Genomic DNA, 19,402 nt, shown 5'->3' on the forward strand with positions numbered 1-19,402 from the left:
CTTCAGATGGAGTGGCTTTTATCTCAAACACTTTAACCCGAACTCAGGTTAATTAGCTTATTTGCACCCCTAGATTAGATGGCGATCGCATCAAAGCTGGACAAGTTAAGCAATTTTAGATTCACGCGATCGCTTGCAAACTGCGGTACTACAAGCGCAAAAACAAGTCTAAGTCGCCCAAGCTAAACTCACGCAAGTGAAAGCGGGGGCAAAAACAGGAAAAATTCAGGCACAGCAAGTAACTGTAGAACGGTTACAGGCAGAGTCTCAAGGCGATCGCCTCCTTCAAACATTCCCAAACCGACTTAGCAGCAGTTTATATCAAATTACCAACCTCAAGGCAAATTCTCAAAATTCATTACCGCGCTAGTGAAAAAAATGGTGATGCTGGTATTGCAGATTTCGCCCAAACTGACTAGATGATTGCGGTAGCAGAAGTTTATCAGACTGATATTGGCAAAGTGAAACTGGGGCAACAGACAGTAATTACTGGTCAGTACGCCACACTCAAAGCAATGGGCTATAGCGATCGCATTATTTATATGGAAGATGGGCAATCAAAAAGTGATGACATAGATGTTGCTAGGAAAATGTAATAAGTATTAAATAAAAGATTAATAATTCTTGGATCTGGGAATTACCTACTATAAAAAGTTTTGACTCTCTGTGGTGGCGCAATTAATTGGATGTATTAACAAAAACTCTTTGAGCAAGGTTTGTCAGTGTGTATCTGCGGTTATTTTCATTTAAATTTTAATGCCTGATTTTAACTATGTCCATTGGTGTCAACTTAAGCTCAACGCTTATCCCACATACGTTTTACCCCACCCCTTAATCCCCTCCCCCGAAGTTTGCTCAACGGGGGGGAACCCCCGCACGCAACTTCTCTCCGCAGGCGGGGAGGGGAAGTTTTGGCTTTAGACAAAACTGGGGTGGGGTGACGAGGATCGTAATGGTAGGTGAGTGAATACAAAATCACCTTATAACAAGGGTTTCACGTTAAGTTGACACGTATGAACTATGTCATGCCACTACAAAGTTAAGATTTACAGTTAGTCTAACATTGTTGAGGAGTGGAAAAATCAGAGATGGAAATTGGCAACGTATTTACGGCAGGCGGCGTGGTCATGTGGCCGCTGTTAGGATTTTCGGTATTGGCAGGGGCGCTAATTATCGAACGAGTCATATTTTGGGTAAAGATAAATAATCGACAAAACCGAGTAGTGCGGGAGGTACTACAGCTTTATCGCCTAGATAATGTAGTTGGAGCTTTAGATAAGTTGCAGCAAAATACTGATTTACCTATGTCTCGTATTTTTCTAGCAGCTTTAGAATTGGAGGAACCAACTCCAGAGGAATTTCGGTTGGCATTAGAAAGTGAAGCACAAGCGGAAATTCCTTTGCTGAAGCGCTTTCAAAACATTTTTGAGACAATTATCGGTCTTGCACCCCTGTTAGGGCTTCTCGGTACTGTTTTAGGATTAATTGCCTCCTTTGCCTCCCTCAATATCGGTGATGTCGGGGGTGCGAAAACAACAGGCGTCACTGGAGGGATTAGTGAAGCCTTGGTATCTACAGCCTCAGGATTGGTCGTTGCTATCTTTACACTTTTATTTGCTAATACCTTCCGAGGACTCTACCTGCGCCAGATCGCTTGGATTCAGGAGTATGGCGGACAGTTAGAATTACTGTACCGTCGTCGCTATGAAAGAGGAGAGAAATCCTATGCGCCTACCAGATGAACCAGATTTGCCACCACAAATTAACATCGTGCCGATGATTGATGTCATCTTTGCGATATTAACATTTTTTATCATGTCAACTTTGTTTTTAACTCGGTCTGAAGGTTTACCAGTTAATTTACCTAAGGCGACGTCGGCACAACAACAAGCATCAACTGAGCCAATTAATGTCACTGTAGACGCAGCTGGCAAAATTAGCTTGAACCGCAAATCGGTTACTCTTAATGTGTTAGCAGAACAAGTACGTACATTGATGGGTACAAATAAAGAAGCTTTAGTAATCATCAACGCCGATGAGCAAGTTCATCACGGTCAGGTAGTAGCCGTTATGGATCGGTTACGTCAGGTGCAGGGAGCTAAATTAGCGATCGCTACCCAAAAACCATAACAGGTTAATCAAAAAAATCATTTGTTGGATAAAAGTAAAAGGTTAAGGGATAAATCTTTTTCTCGATTAGCTTTAACCTTTTCCCTAACACCATAATTCTTGTGCTATTACAAAATTAGAACTGCTAAACCACGTCTACTTTGAAAACCATACTTTTTTGTTGATTGGGTTTTGTTCCCTGTTTTCTTTAGAAAAACGCTAGTTCTAAACTTGGACAAGGTTTATTTATGATTCTTAACTAACAAAAGTGGCTAACTTTTTAGCAACTCTGCAATTTTCAGCTTTAATAGTATTCTAGAAGGACAAATCGCTTTTTTCACTACAGTTGTTGAGGACAAACTCCATGACTATTTGGGTAAACGAGCAAATTGATCCGTCAGGCATGATTCATGCTTGTATCGCCTGTTGTAACGAGTCTCAAGCTCAAGACTGTCATGAATCCTTTGAGGATAATTTAAGTGACAAACAAAAAGCAGCCGGCTGGATAGCACAATTGCGCATGGTTGATTCTTGGGATGATGTTCCAGTCAATGCTTTAAAGCTAGATTAATGAAGTCTTAAGGAATTTAGCCACAAAACATAACTTCACCGTTGAAGTTTTGTGGTTTTTGTTGTGTGTACAATACTTACGCTCTTGGCTTGAGAAAACAACAAGGTATGACTCCTGGCCAGGAAGTCATATAATTTGTGCTGTGAGCACTATTTACTTGAGAGATACATGTTAGTTTCGGATGTAGGTTGACTAATATAGATGAATTCTTGACCTACATAAACTTTGCAGATAGAGGAGATTTACTCCCAAAGAAATCAATTTGATGGGAATTAAGTTAATAAAAGATAAAAATCTGATTAAAACTTAACACTTCACCCACAAATTAGTAAAATAACTCAAACATTCTGGAAAATTAATGCTTTTTATAAAGTTTTAAGAGTTATTATTAATACCGAAGATTAAAGTCAAAAATTTGCAAAAACCGAATCAATGTAGTGAACTATTCCAAAGTTTACTCTTCGGAGCAAAGCTATCCCATTCATTTGGTTGGCAAAACGGGACAAGCTATTCAGATTTCGATTCATTCTCCTAGCCAGTATATCTGTGCCAACTGCGAACGGATATTACCAGATTGGAAACAACAGTCTTTTTTATGGGTAGTGATTATTTTACAGCAATCACGATATTCACTTCATGAAAGTACAGCAGTAATCGAAAGCGAGAAAGAACGCCTACGAGAAAAGTTTATGCGGTTTGGTTGTGATTTGGCATTTAATCTCCGCGATCGCAACTATTTAACAGACCTCATAGATCCCCGCACAGGCTATCCATTACTTTCTCATCCGGGAAGCGTTCCTCATGACGATACAGCAGTGGTGAAAGCTTTACTCAATTACCCAGTCATTAAAAATAAATGCCGTGTGCTAGTACATCCGAACTGGGGTGCAGCAGTTTATCCCAGCATCATCATTTCCGAGGCTCCTCCAATCATGATTGAATGGGCTATCAAAAGCATAGCACCTATGCATGAATGGCAAGAAGTTAGTTAATAGTAGATGTAAGCTGAAACTGGGATAATTGAGACGCCCCTGGCATAAAAAAGCGATCGCTGCTGATTCAGCAACAATTTAAGGTACTTGGTTACTTGATGCTATGTTGTTAGATGATCAAAAGAATCAGATCCGAGTTTTGTCACTAAAAAAAATGAATCGGGGTATTGGTAGATAACACCGTCGAACTAATCGAGGGAAGAGTTTGTCATCTTTAGTGCTTTGCGGGAGAATCGATATAACTCTTTGTTTCAAAGTCGTTGATTTTGTGGCTAAACTCTAGCGCATCTAGTTGTGCTTTATCTAAGCAAGCCTGGAATTTTTTAGCAAGCACCTGTACGTTAGGTTCTTGGATATGGGAAGCATGAGAGCCAGGTACATGATGAAGTTCCACTCCGCCAGCCGCTAGCTTACCCCAGCCTAATTCCAAGTCGACATCTAACCCGACATTTTGCTGACTAGCGCGGAACAGAGTTACTTGACCTGGATAAATTGACGGTACATAGCTTTTACCCGCTTGATTATTCGCCAAAGCTACTTCCAACAGTCGCAAGTCTGGTAGTGAGCGTTTAATATAGCGCAAGTAAAATCGATAAAACATACTTGCTTTGCCAATCTCCAAATGCCACAACATCCTCTCCCACAAATAAGTTAGCTGGTCTTTAATATTCAAACTCAAAAGTTTTCTTAGATGGAAAAAGCTGGCATCATCTGAGTTGGGAATCGGTTTAGCATAACCTGGAGATGAGACATCAAATATTGCTAGTAGCGCAATTTGCTCTTCCTGAGCTTTTAGTTGTTGAGCCATTTCAAAGGCTATGATGCCGCCAAAAGAATAGCCACCGATATAATAGGGCCCATTAGGTTGAACCTGACGAATTTCCTGAATGTAGTAAGCCGCCATTTCACTTAAATCAGTCAGAGGTGCTTGTTGGGCATCAATTCCTTTTGCTTGCAGCGCATAAACAGGTTGGTCTGGATGCAGATAACGCACTAAATCCCGATACAACAGCACATTACCCCAAACTGGATGAATCAAAAATAGCGGTGGTCGAGAACCTTGTGCCCGAATTGCTACTAGGGATGAGCTAGATTCTGAAGATTCTGCGCGACGAATTACATCAGCAAATTGCTCAACAGTGGGTGCTGGAATCAAAGTAGACAGAGGTAGACTATAGCCCAATTTCTGCTCAATTTTGTTGAACAGACTTACCGCCAGCAACGAGTCGCCACCTAACGCAAAGAAATTATCATAAATTCCTACCTGTTCGAGCTTCAGTACCTCAGCCCAAATTTCTGCTAGTACCTTCTCTACCTCAGTTCTGGGTGCAATGTAATTCGCCTGCAATTGCTCTTTGAGCTTTTGTGCCAAACCAATACGCTGGAGTTTACCTGTGGGACCTTTGGGGATTTCTGCTACAAATACTATTTGATTTGGAACTTTGAAACCAGCCAATTTAGTAGCAACAAATTCACGAATTTCCTTGTCGCTAACAGTAGCGTTTGGCCGCAAGACAATTGCTGCTGCCAAATCTTCACCGAGGGTAGGGTGCGGAACTGCAAAGGCTACTGCTTGGTCTATGGCTGGGTGCTCTAGCAAGACATCATCTATTTCCCTAGGAGCAATTTTTTCACCACCACGATTAATTTGCTCCTTCAACCTTCCTGTAAGAAACAGGTAACCTTCGTCATCTACATAGCCTTGGTCTCCAGTTCTAAACCAGCCGTTGGTAAAAGAGTTTTGATTAGCTACAGGATTATTTTCGTAAGCAAGCATCACATGGCCGCCCTGTACTACAATCTCCCCGACTTCATAAGGTTGTAGTAAATTACCGGTCTCATCCATGATGCCTAATTTCATGCCAGTAGCAATTCCTACTGAACCAGGTTTCCGCTGACGAGGTGGTAAAGGATTAAGCCCAATTATACAGCCCGTCTCTGTCATGCCGTAACCTTCCAGTACTGGAGCCTGGAAGAATTCTTCTAAGGCTTTCATGACTGGGCGTGGTAGGGCAGCACCTCCAGAACGAATAAATCGCAGTTTGGGAATGCTATCTAAGGTCTTATGGATATCAGTAGCATTCAAAATTGCTTGATGAATGGTCGGAACTGCTGAGTACCAGGTTGCTTGCATAGCTTGGAGCCAGGCAAAAAATTGTGAAACATCAAATCCAGGAGCACAGGCAACACTCCCACCAGATGCGATAGAGGAAAGTATTGATATAAATAACCCCTGTACATGGAACAGGGGCATAACGTTTAAGCAACAATCGTTTGGCCCTAACTCTAGTGCATTTTTAATAATGTCTGCTGCTATATATAAATTAGCTTGTGTCAGTGGCACTATTTTGGGACGGACAGTGGTTCCTGATGTATGCAAAACTAGAGCAATATCTTCATTCCGACTTTGAGTGCCCTCTACAGGAGGTAAGTTGGTTTCACCTACCAGTTCAAAGATTCCCGCTTCTGCCTCCAACTGTGGCACCAGTTCAATAATTGGGATATTACGTGCGGCTGCAACTTGTCTTGCTATGGAGTCTTTCCCTGCTTGCACAATCAAGGCCTTAGCATTCAAATCTCCCAGGTAAAAGTCAAATTGCTCAGCGCTATAAGCAGGATTGAGAGGGGCACTAGTGGTACAGGCAGCTACCGCCAAAAAAGCAGCAGCCATCTCTGGTCCATTGGGCAGTACAATTGCAACGCGATCGCCTACTCCTAATCCCATTGCATTTAAAGTTGCACTGACATTTTGGATATGGTCATAAAGGCGAGCGTATGTCAGAGGAGAACGACCAGGCGCGGCGATCGCTCTGGCACCTGGATTTTTTCTGACACCATCTATAACTAACTGCTCAATTGTCAAATTTGTTGAAGTACCAAAGATTGACTTGGCTCTCTCTTGCAACTCTTGTTTTGCCATTGGTCTTTAGTGTACTTAGATTTTCTATAGCTATTCGCGGCTTTTTTTATAAAAAGCTAATAATAGATATACAGCTACTTACGGTATAATTTTTGCTCTTCATCAAGCCTTCAATACATAAATATCATTATCCCGTAATTTATAAAGTAATTATAAAGAGATTCCATCTACAGGGCTTGCCAAAATCCCTGGTAATTAATATTTGGCATTAGCAAAAAATTCTTCAAAGCCTCTTCACACTTGATTTATATTTACCTTAAATTAGGTTACTATCAGGTTTTCTCAAAAGAACAATCTCATTTTTGTTACTCTGAAGAGAGAAAAATGCTATGGCGATTGCTGATCCAAAATGTAGTGATAAATTGTGCCGTCACTTAGAACATTCTATACATATGAAAAATCAATAGCATCACTGCTACTTGAAAATTTCTACATTTGCCAAATATCAATTTCTTATACACAAATTATAATTTTTGTCAACTATTTTTATTTCTGGATGTTTAGGTACTTGGGAGAAAGGTCTGTTGAATGCACATTGACCTAAAAACCCAGAAACATACTCATGTTTCTGGGTGTAACCTTCTAGTTTAGTTTGCGGGCATCTTGCCCGCGCGAGCAAGATCTCGCACTACTTATTTTTACTTGATGCCTTAGTCTACTCGTATAGATCGAGCTAACTCTACGAAGAACACAGAAGTTACTTCAAAAGCAATACAGTTCAGTTAAAAAAATTCATTGACAACAAAGCTCACAAATAATTACTAAACAAAAAACCGAACAATTATTTTGGAGGGGGCTTGGGGGACGCAACCGTCCCCCAATCGGGGGTTTGGGGGAGAATCCCCCAAATCTTGGTTTTTGTTCAAAAGATGAGAACTCTTATCACCTTAACTGAACCGTATTGACTTAAAAAGTTGAAGGGAACGCTTTGCTGGTATGTATGGGAGAAAGTGCGCCATCTCTACATTGTTGTTGGAGAGTCGCTGAATTCGCAGCTAAGTTTGAGCACATCTAAGTAGAACGGTGTGGAAAAACAAAACTATGTTAAGAAAAATCAAATAGACTTAAACCCTCCTGCCTCATCCCAAAGATAAATATTCACGCCGACCTACTTACTTGTGCCTGCTCTAAACAAGCCTGGAATTTTTCAGCGATCACCTGTACGTTAGGTTCTTGGATGAGAGAGGCGTGAGCACCAGGAACATGATGGACTTCCACCCCGCCAGCCGCTAGCTTACCCCAGCCTAATTCCAAGTCGACATCTAACCCGACATTTTGCTGACTAGCGCGGAACAGAGTCACTTGACCTGGATAGATTGACGGTACATAGCTTTTACCCGCTTGATTATTTGCCAAAGCTACTTGCAACAGTCGCAAATCTGGTAGTGAAAGTTTAATATAGCGCAAGTAAAATCGATAAAACATACTTGCTTTGCCAATTTGCAAATGCCAAAAGACCCTCTCCCATACATAAGTTAGCTGGTCTTTGATGTTCAAACTCAAAAGTTTTCTTAGATGGAAAAAGCTGGCATTATCTGAGTTGGGAATCGGTTTAGCATAACCTGGAGATGAGACATCAAATACTGATAGTAGACCGATTGATTCTCCCTGAGCTTTTAGTTGTTGGGCAATTTCAAAAGCTATGATGCCACCAAAAGAATAGCCGCCGATATAATAGGGACCATTGGGTTGAACCTGACGGATTTCCTGAATGTAGTAAGCGGCCATTTCATTGAGGGAGGTTAAGGGTGCTTGTTGGGCATCAATTCCCTTTGCTTGCAGACCATAAACTGGTTGTTCTGGATGCAGATAACGCACCAAATCCCGATAGAACAGCACATTACCCCAAACTGCATGAATCAAAAATAGCGGTGGTCGGGAACCATGTGGCTGAATCGCTACCAAGGGTGACCAAGTATCTGAAGATTCAGCGTCACTAATGATATTTACAAGTTGTTCAATTGTTGACGCTTGAATCAAGGTAGACATAGGCAGACTGTAGCCCAATTTCTGCTCAATTTTGTTGAACAGACGTAGCGCCACTAACGAGTCACCACCTAAAGCAAAGAAATTATCATAAATTCCTACCTGTTTCAGATTCAGTACCTCAGCCCAGATTTGTGCAATCACCTTTTCTAATTCAGTTCTGGGTGCAACGTAATTGGCTTGCAATTGTTCTTTGAGCTTTTGTGCCAAACCAATGCGCTGAAGTTTGCCTGTCGAACCTTTGGGGATTTCTGCTACAAATACTATCTGAGTGGGAACTTTAAACTCAGCCAATTTAGTAGCAACGAATTCACGAATTTCTCTATCAGTAACGTGAACATTTGGCCGCAGGACAATTGCTGCTGCTACATCCTCACCAAGAGTAGGATGGGGAACTGCAAAAGCTACTGCTTGGGCTACTGCTGGGTGGTCTAGTAATACTTCATCTACTTCCCTGGGAGAAATTTTCTCGCCACCGCGATTAATTTGTTCTTTCAGCCTTCCTGTAATGAATAAGTAACCTTCGTTATCTAAATAGCCTTGGTCTCCTGTCCTAAACCACCCATTAGTAAAAGCAGTTGAGTTAGCTGTGGGATTATTCTCATAACCGACCATGACATTGCTACCCCGGATGACAACTTCTCCAGGTTCACCATTTACCAGTAGATTTCCTACTTCATCCATAATCGCCACTTCTGGACCCGCAGCAAGACCTGCTGAATATAATTTCCGCTTTTGTGGTGGTAGGGGATTAGAGGTAATTTGCGGGGAAGCTTCCGTCATGCCGTAGGCTTCGATAACTGGCACTTTAAATGACTGTTCTAGCGCCTGCATTACCTGTGGTGGTAGTGCTGAGGACGCAGAGCGAATAAATCGCAGAGGGTATTGCTTGACGATACTGCGGTGAGCCTCTACTTCTGCTAAAATCGCCTGATGAATAGTTGGTACAGCTGTGTACCAACTGGGGTGCCACTGTTTCATCCACTCAAAAAACTTTGCTGCATCAAAGTTAGGAGTGCAGACTACACTACCTCCCGCCGCTAGGGAAGAAAATACTGTGCTTAAACCGTGAATATGAAATAGGGGCATAACGTTTAAGCAGCGATCGCTTGGCCGCAAATCTAGAGCCTTTTTGATGTTTTGCGCTGATGCATACAAATTAGCCTGTGTCAGCGGGACAATTTTAGGTCTGGCAGTTGTGCCTGATGTATGCAATACCAGGGCGATATCCTCGTTATTATTACTAGTGCGCTCTACTGGAGGTAAATTAGTTTCTCCTACTAGCTGAAAGATTCCTGCCTCTGCTTCCAATGGCAATAGTTCTATAACTGGGATATTACGCGCCGCTGCTACTTGTCTTGCGGGAGAATCAATTCCTGATTGTACAATCAGTGCTTTTGCATTTAAATCTCCTAAATAAAAGTCAAATTCTGCTGCGCTATAAGCTGGGTTTAAAGGCGCACTAGTAGCGCCAGCAGCTACTGCTAAGAAGGTAACCGCCATCTCTGGGCCATTGGGTAGCACAATTGCAATGCGATCGCCCAAACCCAAGCCTTTTGCATTTAAGGTGGCAATGACATTCTGGATGTGGTCATAAAGGCGAGTGTATGTCAGCGGAGGACGACCAGGAGATGCGATCGCTGTAGCTCCCGGATTGTGTCTGACGCTATCTATAATTAATTGCTCAATGGTCCAATTCTTTGAATTACCAATAGAAGTAGCAATAATTGAATCTGTATTTTCTAGTTCTTGTATTGCCATTGTTCGTTAATATTCTAATTTATGGTATCTGGTTGCTTTCCTCAGCAATTATTTCAATATTTATGCATATACTTACGTAATATGAAGCTAAATTCACCTAGACTTTAAAACATCCTTGCAATTACTAGCTAATTTATGAAGTAAGGATAAAGACACTTTAGTGATTAACTACTATCCCAATCAGACAAATTAAAAAATAAAAAATCTTTTAATTTGAATTTTTCAACTTAAATTAGCATAGATAATAGCGAGTATTTAACTAAATAAATTATTAATAGAGCAAGGTTTGGCTGACTATTATGGTCAATTTGAACATAGATTATAGCTTATGAATGATCAAAGGCTGATGCTGCAATTCATACACAATCAATCCAAAGTTATAACTATAAAGTGGTATTAACTAGGCGCAAATAATTGGCTCACAAATTTGCAAATTGATAAAAATGTCACCCTCCCTAGGTATGAATTTTTAGGATTTGGGAAAAGCTTTGTGTTCAGTCCTTTAAATCTAAAATTCAAAAGCCAAAATAATGCTTAATTATGAATTAGGTGGTGAAAGCGTTATGGTGGCCTTGCTGTTTTTCAACCTATTATTTTGAGCAATTCTGCAAAGCCTGATGAGATACAGCGTTTTGCAAGTACATGAGGTACACTCTGTGTTACTTCTACATTCTGAATTTTGAATGCCCTTGCGGTAAGCTACCTAATCTGCGGCAGCACTAAAGACAAACGCGCCTACGGATATTGGCAAAGGGGTAGCCTTTGCAAAGGACTACCGACGCTGCTACGTCGCTGTCAGCTTGTGTCGTAACACAAGCTGACTTGAAAATACGGTTATTGAGGAAGGCAGAAGGTTTTATTCAGCTATAGGATTCAGACCTATAGCTGAATAGGAGCCACCAAATTTTTAATTTGGCTCCGTGCTTAAACTGAAGTTCCCTACGGTCACGGGCAGAGGAGCCACTGCCGTCTTGGGCTTTACCCAAGTGGAGCAAGTGGCGTAACAGGAATCAGAATTTCCTTCAGCATAGCTGCCTCCTACCCTCTGCCTTTCTTGATAAATATTTTTGTTTTAACGTACCATTAAAATCTATGCGTTATAGCGAACTGTAACGTACTTTAGAACCGCTTAAATGTTAGTTAGTGAATTTTAATTATTTCTACTAGTAGTTGAAAGTCCCTCTACTATGAGAGAGGGAGTATAACAAGAGCCATTCCAGTCAGCATCGCCACCTAGGGTAACTAATTGTTTGAGAGCTGAGTAGATGTTGCCAGCAACCATCGTATCTTTAACGCGCCCAATTACCTGACCATTTTGTACGCGATAGCCTAAATCAATATTGATGGAAAAGTCACCAGAAATGCCACCACCTGCACCTAACATTTGATCGACAATCAAGCCATCATCCATTTGTTGAATCAAATCTTGCAGTGATGCAGAACTGGGCTGAATCAGGAAATTAAATAACCCAGGAGAGGGATAGCTACCTAAGCTGGGGCGAAAACCATTACCTGTGCTAACAATACCTAATTGTCGTCCGGTAGTGCGATCGCAATAAAAATGCTGTAAAACTCCATCTTGAATAAATACTAAAGACTTGGTAGGAGAACCTTCATCATCAAAAGGGCAACTGTAAGGCCCGGCTTGGGGGTCTTGGTAAAGGGTGAGACTGGGTGCAACGACTGGCTTACCCAAGCGTTCGGCCCAGGGAGAAGCTTTTTCTAGAACGCGTTTGCCATTCAACGCCGCTTGCACCGTACCCCAAAGCATATCAGCAGCTTTAGACGTGAATAAAACTGGAACACGACCACTAGGGGGTGCGACGTTTTCTCTAGCCCAAATCAACCTTTGTAAAATTTGGTAGGCTAATTTTTCTGGGTCAAGTTCGTCCCGTTGAGTTTGACCATCAGAAACACTCAAAAAATCGTCGCCCCGTACCCATTCGGCTGACATATAGCAGCTCAAGGTTGTATCTGTATAGTAACAATCTAGACCTGCGGTATTGACAAGCCTAGTATTTTCCACATCACATTCCCAGTCACTATTGCAAAGTACGTCTGGATAAGCATCTCGAACCAGAGCGATCGCTTCTTTGCCCCAATTCACCAAAACCTCTATCGGCACACTTTTACCTAAGTCTGGGTAGGATGGCTTAGAGTTACGGCCCAACTCGACTGGTTCTGGTTGATTAAGTTGACTCAAGGCTAGAGAGCGTTCTACCATCGCTTGCGGTTCTACCGCACCGTAAGCCACAGTAAGTCCGGGACGCCCGTTGCGCCACAGTCGTAGTGCTGTACCTTCAGATTGGCTGGTTTCTAGCTGTTTGAGACGGTTGGCCTCAAAAAATATTGGTCGAGAAAGCGATCGCGACTGATACACTTCAGCTGCTTCTGCTCCAGACTTAATCGCTAGTTCCAGCAGATGTTCTGCTAGCGTATCTTGTGACAAATTTTCAGAACCCATGACCCTTGGTAAATTATGGATTGTGGATTTTGAACCGCAGATGGACAAGGCAGTGCGTTGCGGAGCCAGCGCGTTGTGGAGGTTTCCTGCGTTGAAGCAAGTGTCCTCGACTTTACCGACTTGTAGACCCCCGAAGGAGGGCTTGCCGCAGGGTAGCAACTGCCGCGCAGATCATTATCCCAAATCATCGACATGTATCAGCCCTTGCCCTTTTGGATTATTTACTAGTAATTAGTCAGCAATCACTAGTCATTCGTCAAGGTGATCTTTACCCTTGCCGTTGATCCTCATGCCGTTTCCTCCACTACTCTGCCACTAATTTACGGCAGATTGATCTCTTGCAACAGCCAAAATCCGGCAAAAGATTCTGCTTGAGGATCGGACTGTACGCCGATAAAATGCACTCCATTAGCTTTTTGCTTGGCTTCTTCAAAACCTTTGGCTTCGGCTAAAGTTTGAGGGTTTTTGATATTTGCCAAAATCCAGCTTTCTGTCACACCAGTTTCTAACAGTAATCTTGCACCAACACCTGTGTCAAATTTTAAGTAAGCTAAATCCAAACCAGACATCCAGCCTGCTATAGGCAAGGCTCTGGGTGAGAAAATCAAAACACCAGGAATGCGGGTTTCGGATGATACTTGCGCCAATTCTAGGGGAAAAGCTTCACCAAAGCCAATTTCCCATTCTGGCATATCCATTAAATCTGAAGCTTCTAAGGAGACAAATATCCATTTATTCGCTTCTAAAGCATCTGGTAAACGTTGAGGCAAAGGATTTTCCAAGCGCACCGAAGGATTAGTACCCGCTTGATACCCTGGTTCATTAGGATACACCTCCTCGAATCTCTGGTTTAGCCATTGGTTGAGAACCAAAGTGTGGCGGCTAGGTTGAGCAGGAATCCCCACATCTTGGCAGGCTTTAGTAATCATATTGTTCATTTGGCGGCGGAAAAAGCGGATTTTGATTGGCGCTTCTGGTGCTTGGTCAATAGCCTCTTGCAACGCTGTCCGCAACCAACCCGAATTTACCTGAGTACTGGGGCAATATTTAGCATAACGAAACAAAGAATCTGTTTTCGCGCGGACATCCAAGGGACTTTCGCAGACTAAGACTTCCCAAACTTTTTTTTGATTTTCGTCCAGAATTGGACGAGAGTAAAAATCGATTTCCCAAATACTGCCCATGTTTTACGGTAAAAATCTGGCTGTTATTATGTTCCTGTCATTCTGATCATACGAGTGTTGGGGCAGTAACGGGCATCAATCAACAGGAACAAGTAAGTGAAAAATGATAGTTTGTAACTAGCGTTAAAGCGCTAGTTACAAACTATCTCACAGAAAATGCCTCGCTAAACCGTCGTGTTACTGGTTCCATAATGAATGTCAAAATCGATTTCTTCCGAGTCACAATTTCACCATTAGCAGCCATCCCTGGAGTTAAAGCTACTTCTTGACCCCGCACATTAATTGAGTGTTTGTGCAGCTTAATTCTCGTGGGGAAGACTAAGCCCAAGTCTTTATCAGTAGTGGCATTAGGGCTGACTTGTACGACATCGCCATCTATGACACCAAATTCTTGAAAGGGAAAAGTTGCCAATTTTACCTTAGCTTTCATCCCCTGGCGAATAAATCCAATATCGCGGTTGAGGACTTTGACTTCTAATAACATCTCTTCCCCTTCCGGCAAAATAGACAGTAACTCTTCACCCGATTGTACTGGGCCTTTGGTGGCTTTGATTTTGTAAATTGTGCCTGCAAAGGGAGCTTTGATAGTTTCTTCGTCTTGCTGCTTTTGGGCTTGCTCTAACTGACCGGAAACGTTGGTGAGTTCTTCTTTGCGCTTGTTGATTTGGGTGAGAATTTCACTTTGGCGTTCTGATGCTAACCGCTGTGCTTGATTGCGCGCAGCTTGATAGGCTTCTTGGGCTTGGCGAATTTCTTGGGCTTGGGCAGCAATATCTTTTTCTAAGGATGTGACTCTATCTTGAGCTTCTATAATTTTATTCTGGGCGTTAGTTACCTCATCTTTAGCTCTGGTGATGTCTGTAGTAGCACGATTTAATCTTTCTTGAGCCTCTAGGTAATCGACTCTAGGTACAGCGCCAGGAGAAACTAGAGTACGCAGGCTTTCTTCTCTTTTTTGAGCGATCGCCAGGTTACCTTCGGTTTTAGAACTGATGCTTTCTGCGTTCACCAGGTTAGTTTTGGCATTGGCGAAACTGCTTTTAGCACTGGCTAGGTTTTCTTGTAACCGAGTCAGTCGCACTTTCGCCTGTTCCATGATTGCTTGCTGGCGATTTGCTTCAGCTTCAGCCGCCGCTTGACGTGCTTGGTAGTCTGAAAGCCGCGAGTTTAAAAGTTCATCTTGTAGTTTAGTACCAGTAGTTTTAACTCCAAGTCGTTCAGCATCTAAACGTTGCAAGTCTTCTTGAATCAACTTGGTAGCTTGAGCAAGACGGTTGACATCAGTTTGTTTCAAGTCTGGGTCGCGTTGAATTAAGACTTGATTTCTGGTGACGCGATCGCCTTCTTTGACTTTGATTTTGATAATTGTGCCACCACCTAGAGATGTGACTGGTCTAACTTGTGTAGATGCAATTAATTCCCCTGATGCGATCGCTACTTCATCGATTTCGGAAAAATGTGCCCAGGCGATCGCTCCAAATACTATTAGGCTGATCGTTCCCGCTAACAATCTGGTGTATAACGGTGGTAATTCCTGTACTGCTTTACCCAATTCGTAAGATAGTTGTTCGTCTGGTTTAGCAAATCGCTGTTTTGTCTGACGCGCTTGAGTAGCATTCGCAACTAGGGAATATTTCATAGAATTTTTGTTATTTATCCTTTGTCATTTGTCCTTGGTCATTAGTCATTTGTTTGGGTACTAACGACAAATGACCAATGACTTATGACTTCTATCTACTTCACACTGCTAAATAACGCCGCACAAAATTTTCTAATGTCTCCAATTTAAAGCTATAAATTCTCTCTAAGTTGGCGATTTCTTCTTTTGTGCAGAAAAATTCACTGGCGAGCAAAGTACGATAGGTTCCCAAGGCTTTTTGTGTTTGGGCATTAAATAAACCTAAAGCACTTCTTAATCCATCAATGGCAAATAATGGCGGGTTAATTACTATTGGTTCTTTGTTGAAGATGCGACCAAAGATTTGGGGAATATCCCCACGCAGTAAAATTTCTGGACCTCCTACTGCTAAAGTCTGGTTGCGAGCGCCTTCAACTGTCAAAGAATCCACCACCATCTTGGCCAAATCATCTGTACTTAGAATCGAAGTCCGATTTTTGGGGTCGCCAATCAGCAGATACAACCCTGTTTCGCGAAACCGTTCTGCTAATGTTAGCAAGTTCGATGCTAATCCAGCCGGACGTAAAATAGTGTAATTAACGCCACTAGCTTCCAAATATTTCTCTACTGCGCGTTTAGCTTTGAATACAGGAGCATCTTCATACCCCCGATCGGCACCTAGTACAGAAATGAAAACGAAATGTTTGACTTCATTTGCTTTTGCTTGATCAATGAGTTCAATATTGGCGCGATAATCTAGGGATAAAGCATCGCTATCAGAACCGTGGGCGCTGACAATATACTGAACACCGCGACAAGCTTGCTGAATATCTTTTTCCCGCCGTAAATCACCGATAAAGATTTCAGATCCTCGGTGTTCTAATTCGCTGTAACGAGAAGTCAGGCGAACAAATGCCCGCACTGGCTTCTCCTGTTGGCGTAACAGTCGCACGACTTTGCGACCGATTCCTCCTGTTGCTCCAGTGACTAGAATCATAGAACAAGGATTTTAGATTTAGGTTTTGAGATTATAAATTCCATCTACACCCTAATCTAAAAAAGGGAATTGGGCATGGGGCAGTTAAGAGTCAATAGTTATTTGTTATTTCTCCGCGTCCTGGTCTCCCCGCATCTCTTTGTCCCGCTCATGTCCCTTCTTAAAATTCCACAATTACTGGTGTATGGTCGCTAGGTTGGGGTAATTTTCTCGGTGCAACATCGATAATGCAGCTTTTAGCATTCTCATACAGTACTGGTGTTAGATAATGGTGGTCAATCCGCCAACCTAAATTACGCTGGAAGGAAGCGGCGCGATAGTCCCACCAACTGTAGTTTCCGCCTTCTTGAGTAAATTTGCGAAAAGCATCGGCAAATCCCAATGTCAGTATATCTCTTAGAGCTTGGCGCTCTGATTCTGATGCCATGATGTGATTGTCGGCTTTAACTTTATCGTGAATATCTTTTGCTTCTAAAGCAATATTAAAGTCACCGCACATACAGATGGCACTTTGTGATTTTAGTAGCAGTTGTAAATACTCACGCAACACTGTTAACCAACGCAATTTAAATTCGTATTTTTCACTACCTACTGCTGAACCGTTGGGAACATAGAGATTAACAATCCTAACGTTATCAATAATTCCCGTTATTACCCGTTTTTGTTCGTCCCATTCTGGTTGTAAATTGGGCACAATTGATGTGAAGCCAGTACTGACATCTAAAAGCGGTTTACGGCTGATGAAAGCTACACCGTTGTATGCTTTTTGTCCTGAGAAATAAACTTGATAGCCTAATTTTTCAAAGGGCGATCGCGGAAAATCTGCATCTACAACTTTCGTTTCTTGCAAGCAGAGTACATCAACCGGATTTTGGTTTAACCAATCAATAACTTGTTCTAGGCGAGTGCGAATTGAATTAACGTTCCAAGTAGCAATTTTCATTGAGTATTTATTTACATAAATTAATTATTTAATCAATAATTAGATGGTTTTTAGATTTATTTAATATTCATAGTTTCTCTAGGATTGAAGCACTTTTCCTGAAATCAGCCTTGGAAATAATTGATCCCAAAAGAAAATTTAGTATTCTCAGCTACAAAATTTGATATTCAGTAGGTTAAGTTACAAAATAGGCAATTGTCTAATGATCCCCAAGACAGATGAAAGGAGTTAACAGTCTATTGTATCTTTGTATTGTAGTCGCTTGGCGGCAATTACTGAATAACTGAAATTTATGGGTGCTGTTTCGGCGGTACGGTTAACCGATATTGCATTTGCAAGCATAGTTTTGGTTAATTTAAATTTCAGAAGATTAAGTATAAATTCTTTGCCCTCAAACATTGACGTAAGTTCTCATATTGAGAGCTATTTAATCGGCTGAACCAAAACATATGAAAATCGCTCAAGTCGCCCCCTTATGGGAACGAGTTCCACCTCCAACATACGGAGGAATTGAACTGGTAGTGAGTCACTTGACCGATGAACTAGTTCTTCGCGGTCATGAAGTCACTTTATTCGCCTCTGGTGATTCCCAAACTCTGGCTAATTTAGAAGCAGTTTATCCGCAAGCATTGCGCTTAGACCCGAATGTCAAAGAGTATGCAGTGTACGAAATGCTTGAACTTAGCCAAGTTTATCAGCGATCGCAAGAATTCGACATTATTCACTCCCATGTAGGAATTTCGGCACTATCTTTAGCGAGTTTAGTACCAACTCCCACAGTACATACTTTGCACGGCAGCTTTACAAAGGATAACCGCAAGGCATTTAGCCACCATAAAAAGCAACCATATATCAGTATCAGTGACGCACAGCGGCAGATAGATTTAAACTATTTTGGCACTGTTTACAACGGAATTAAGCTGGAAGATTATCCGTTTAAGCAAAAACCTCAAGAACCAGAATATTTGGCCTTCTTAGGGCGCTTTTCCCCGGAAAAGGGTCCGCAACATGCGATCGCCATTGCTAAGCAGAGTGGTTGGCGCTTGAAGATGGCAGGAAAGATTGATGTAGTAGACTCGAAGTTTTTTGAACAAGAGATTGCCCCCCATATTGATGGTCAGCAAATTGAATATTTAGGTGAAGTTAACCTTGCACAAAAAGCTGAACTCTTGGGCAATGCTGCAATCACTCTTTTTCCAATTACCTGGCAAGAACCTTTTGGTTTGGTAATGATTGAATCAATGGCAACTGGTACACCTGTAATTGCCATGAATCTAGGCTCTGTACCAGAGGTTATTGCTCATGGTGAAACAGGTTTTGTCTGTCAAACCTATGAGCAAATGGTCGAGATGATTCCTCAAGCTTTAAAACTCAATCGATACGCCTGTCGAAAACACGTAGAAAAGAATTTTAGCGTTGCCCAAATGGTTAACGGTTATGAAGCAGTTTACCAACAAATTATTAAAGATCGCATAGACTTGAATGGGCACATTCATGCTGCCAAAATTCAGTTTTAATCAACAAAATTTTTTGTGCATCTTACAACAATATCTTTTTTAAGGAGGACATCGGTATGAGTATGAGAACCAACACTTGCCCATGTTGTGGTGGTTCCCTCCTGCGCCATGTTCGGCATAGCGAAGTTTATTGGTTTTGTCTATCTTGCCGAGAAGAAGTACCACTATTAACTATTAATCGTCTGTCAAATGTGGAAACCCGGAACGCAGGAGTGCTTCCTCAACCGACAGTAAATACATAGTTATCTGTTTGATTAAAGTATTTGCAAGATTCCCGACTTCTTGAAGGATACTGCTGGCGAATTGAGGGTAAGACCCCTCAAGCTAAGCAGTTTTAGAA

The 19,402-nt window shown here is 41.9% G+C and carries 13 protein-coding genes and 1 pseudogene; 7 read left to right on the forward strand and 7 right to left on the reverse strand.

Annotation, left to right across the window (positions count from 1 at the left end; all coding sequences use genetic code 11):
• Positions 1 to 89: 89 nt before the first annotated feature.
• From BV375_RS15090 to BV375_RS15110, 5 genes and pseudogenes are all read left to right on the forward strand, one after another.
• Positions 90 to 497, forward strand: a pseudogene (locus BV375_RS15090) (HlyD family secretion protein); the annotation flags it as partial.
• Positions 498 to 1,088: 591 nt separating this feature from the next.
• On the forward strand, positions 1,089 to 1,742 hold the full coding sequence (locus BV375_RS15095; RefSeq protein ID WP_086761827.1) for a MotA/TolQ/ExbB proton channel family protein: 654 nt from the start codon (positions 1,089 to 1,091) through the stop codon (positions 1,740 to 1,742).
• The gene (locus tag BV375_RS15100) at positions 1,726 to 2,130 is read left to right on the forward strand and encodes a biopolymer transporter ExbD (protein WP_086761829.1); all 405 of its coding nucleotides are present in this window, start codon (positions 1,726 to 1,728) and stop codon (positions 2,128 to 2,130) included. Before BV375_RS15095 ends, BV375_RS15100 begins: the two co-directional genes overlap by 17 nt.
• A gap of 343 nt (positions 2,131 to 2,473) precedes the next feature.
• Complete coding sequence (locus tag BV375_RS15105) at positions 2,474 to 2,680, forward strand: glycogen debranching protein (protein WP_086761831.1); 207 nt, start codon at positions 2,474 to 2,476, stop codon at positions 2,678 to 2,680.
• A gap of 437 nt (positions 2,681 to 3,117) precedes the next feature.
• Positions 3,118 to 3,672, forward strand: coding sequence for a methylmalonic aciduria and homocystinuria type D protein (locus BV375_RS15110; protein ID WP_208096107.1), 555 nt, complete (start codon positions 3,118 to 3,120; stop codon positions 3,670 to 3,672).
• Positions 3,673 to 3,886: 214 nt separating this feature from the next.
• Here BV375_RS15110 and BV375_RS15115 read toward each other — a convergent pair whose 3' ends face one another.
• The 7 genes from BV375_RS15115 to xth form a co-directional block, all read right to left on the reverse strand.
• Positions 3,887 to 6,592 (reverse strand): AMP-binding protein, encoded by a 2,706-nt coding sequence (locus BV375_RS15115; protein WP_086761835.1) that lies wholly within the window; start codon positions 6,590 to 6,592, stop codon positions 3,887 to 3,889.
• A 1,098-nt stretch (positions 6,593 to 7,690) separates the two neighbouring features.
• Entirely contained in the window at positions 7,691 to 10,339 is a 2,649-nt protein-coding gene (locus BV375_RS15120; RefSeq protein WP_086761836.1) for an AMP-binding protein, read from the reverse strand.
• A 1,150-nt stretch (positions 10,340 to 11,489) separates the two neighbouring features.
• Positions 11,490 to 12,803, reverse strand: a complete 1,314-nt coding sequence (locus tag BV375_RS15125; protein WP_086761838.1) for a TldD/PmbA family protein — start codon at positions 12,801 to 12,803, stop codon at positions 11,490 to 11,492.
• A 320-nt stretch (positions 12,804 to 13,123) separates the two neighbouring features.
• Complete coding sequence (locus tag BV375_RS15130) at positions 13,124 to 13,987, reverse strand: Tab2/Atab2 family RNA-binding protein (protein WP_086761840.1); 864 nt, start codon at positions 13,985 to 13,987, stop codon at positions 13,124 to 13,126.
• Between the two features lie 142 nt (positions 13,988 to 14,129).
• Positions 14,130 to 15,626 carry an HlyD family efflux transporter periplasmic adaptor subunit gene (locus tag BV375_RS15135; RefSeq protein ID WP_086761842.1) on the reverse strand — a complete coding sequence of 499 codons (1,497 nt, stop codon included), beginning with the start codon at positions 15,624 to 15,626 and terminating at the stop codon, positions 14,130 to 14,132.
• Between the two features lie 100 nt (positions 15,627 to 15,726).
• Positions 15,727 to 16,602, reverse strand: a complete 876-nt coding sequence (locus BV375_RS15140; RefSeq protein WP_086761844.1) for an SDR family oxidoreductase — start codon at positions 16,600 to 16,602, stop codon at positions 15,727 to 15,729.
• Between the two features lie 160 nt (positions 16,603 to 16,762).
• The gene (gene xth, locus BV375_RS15145; RefSeq protein ID WP_086761846.1) at positions 16,763 to 17,545 is read right to left on the reverse strand and encodes an exodeoxyribonuclease III; all 783 of its coding nucleotides are present in this window, start codon (positions 17,543 to 17,545) and stop codon (positions 16,763 to 16,765) included.
• A 449-nt stretch (positions 17,546 to 17,994) separates the two neighbouring features.
• Between xth and BV375_RS15150 the strand changes: the two genes are divergently transcribed.
• Both BV375_RS15150 and BV375_RS15155 read left to right on the forward strand, forming a co-directional pair.
• Positions 17,995 to 19,062, forward strand: coding sequence for a glycosyltransferase family 4 protein (locus BV375_RS15150; RefSeq protein ID WP_086761848.1), 1,068 nt, complete (start codon positions 17,995 to 17,997; stop codon positions 19,060 to 19,062).
• 56 nt (positions 19,063 to 19,118) lie between these two features.
• A complete protein-coding gene (locus tag BV375_RS15155; protein ID WP_086761850.1) occupies positions 19,119 to 19,304 on the forward strand; it encodes a hypothetical protein in 186 nt (61 codons plus the stop codon).
• Positions 19,305 to 19,402 lie beyond the last annotated feature (98 nt).

The organism is Nostoc sp. 106C (assembly GCF_002154725.1).
GTDB lineage: Bacteria > Cyanobacteriota > Cyanobacteriia > Cyanobacteriales > Nostocaceae > Aulosira.

Excerpts from the sequence above, each read along its gene's own strand:
- BV375_RS15095 (WP_086761827.1), top strand. The coding sequence starts at position 1,089 with ATGGAAATTGGCAACGTATTTACGGCAGGCGGCGTGGTCATGTGGCCG.
- BV375_RS15100 (WP_086761829.1), top strand. The coding sequence starts at position 1,726 with ATGCGCCTACCAGATGAACCAGATTTGCCACCACAAATTAACATCGTG.
- BV375_RS15105 (WP_086761831.1), top strand. The coding sequence starts at position 2,474 with ATGACTATTTGGGTAAACGAGCAAATTGATCCGTCAGGCATGATTCAT.
- BV375_RS15115 (WP_086761835.1), bottom strand. The coding sequence starts at position 6,592 with ATGGCAAAACAAGAGTTGCAAGAGAGAGCCAAGTCAATCTTTGGTACT.
- BV375_RS15120 (WP_086761836.1), bottom strand. The coding sequence starts at position 10,339 with ATGGCAATACAAGAACTAGAAAATACAGATTCAATTATTGCTACTTCT.
- BV375_RS15125 (WP_086761838.1), bottom strand. The coding sequence starts at position 12,803 with ATGGGTTCTGAAAATTTGTCACAAGATACGCTAGCAGAACATCTGCTG.
- BV375_RS15130 (WP_086761840.1), bottom strand. The coding sequence starts at position 13,987 with ATGGGCAGTATTTGGGAAATCGATTTTTACTCTCGTCCAATTCTGGAC.
- BV375_RS15135 (WP_086761842.1), bottom strand. The coding sequence starts at position 15,626 with ATGAAATATTCCCTAGTTGCGAATGCTACTCAAGCGCGTCAGACAAAA.
- BV375_RS15140 (WP_086761844.1), bottom strand. The coding sequence starts at position 16,602 with ATGATTCTAGTCACTGGAGCAACAGGAGGAATCGGTCGCAAAGTCGTG.
- xth (WP_086761846.1), bottom strand. The coding sequence starts at position 17,545 with ATGAAAATTGCTACTTGGAACGTTAATTCAATTCGCACTCGCCTAGAA.
- BV375_RS15150 (WP_086761848.1), top strand. The coding sequence starts at position 17,995 with ATGAAAATCGCTCAAGTCGCCCCCTTATGGGAACGAGTTCCACCTCCA.
- BV375_RS15155 (WP_086761850.1), top strand. The coding sequence starts at position 19,119 with ATGAGTATGAGAACCAACACTTGCCCATGTTGTGGTGGTTCCCTCCTG.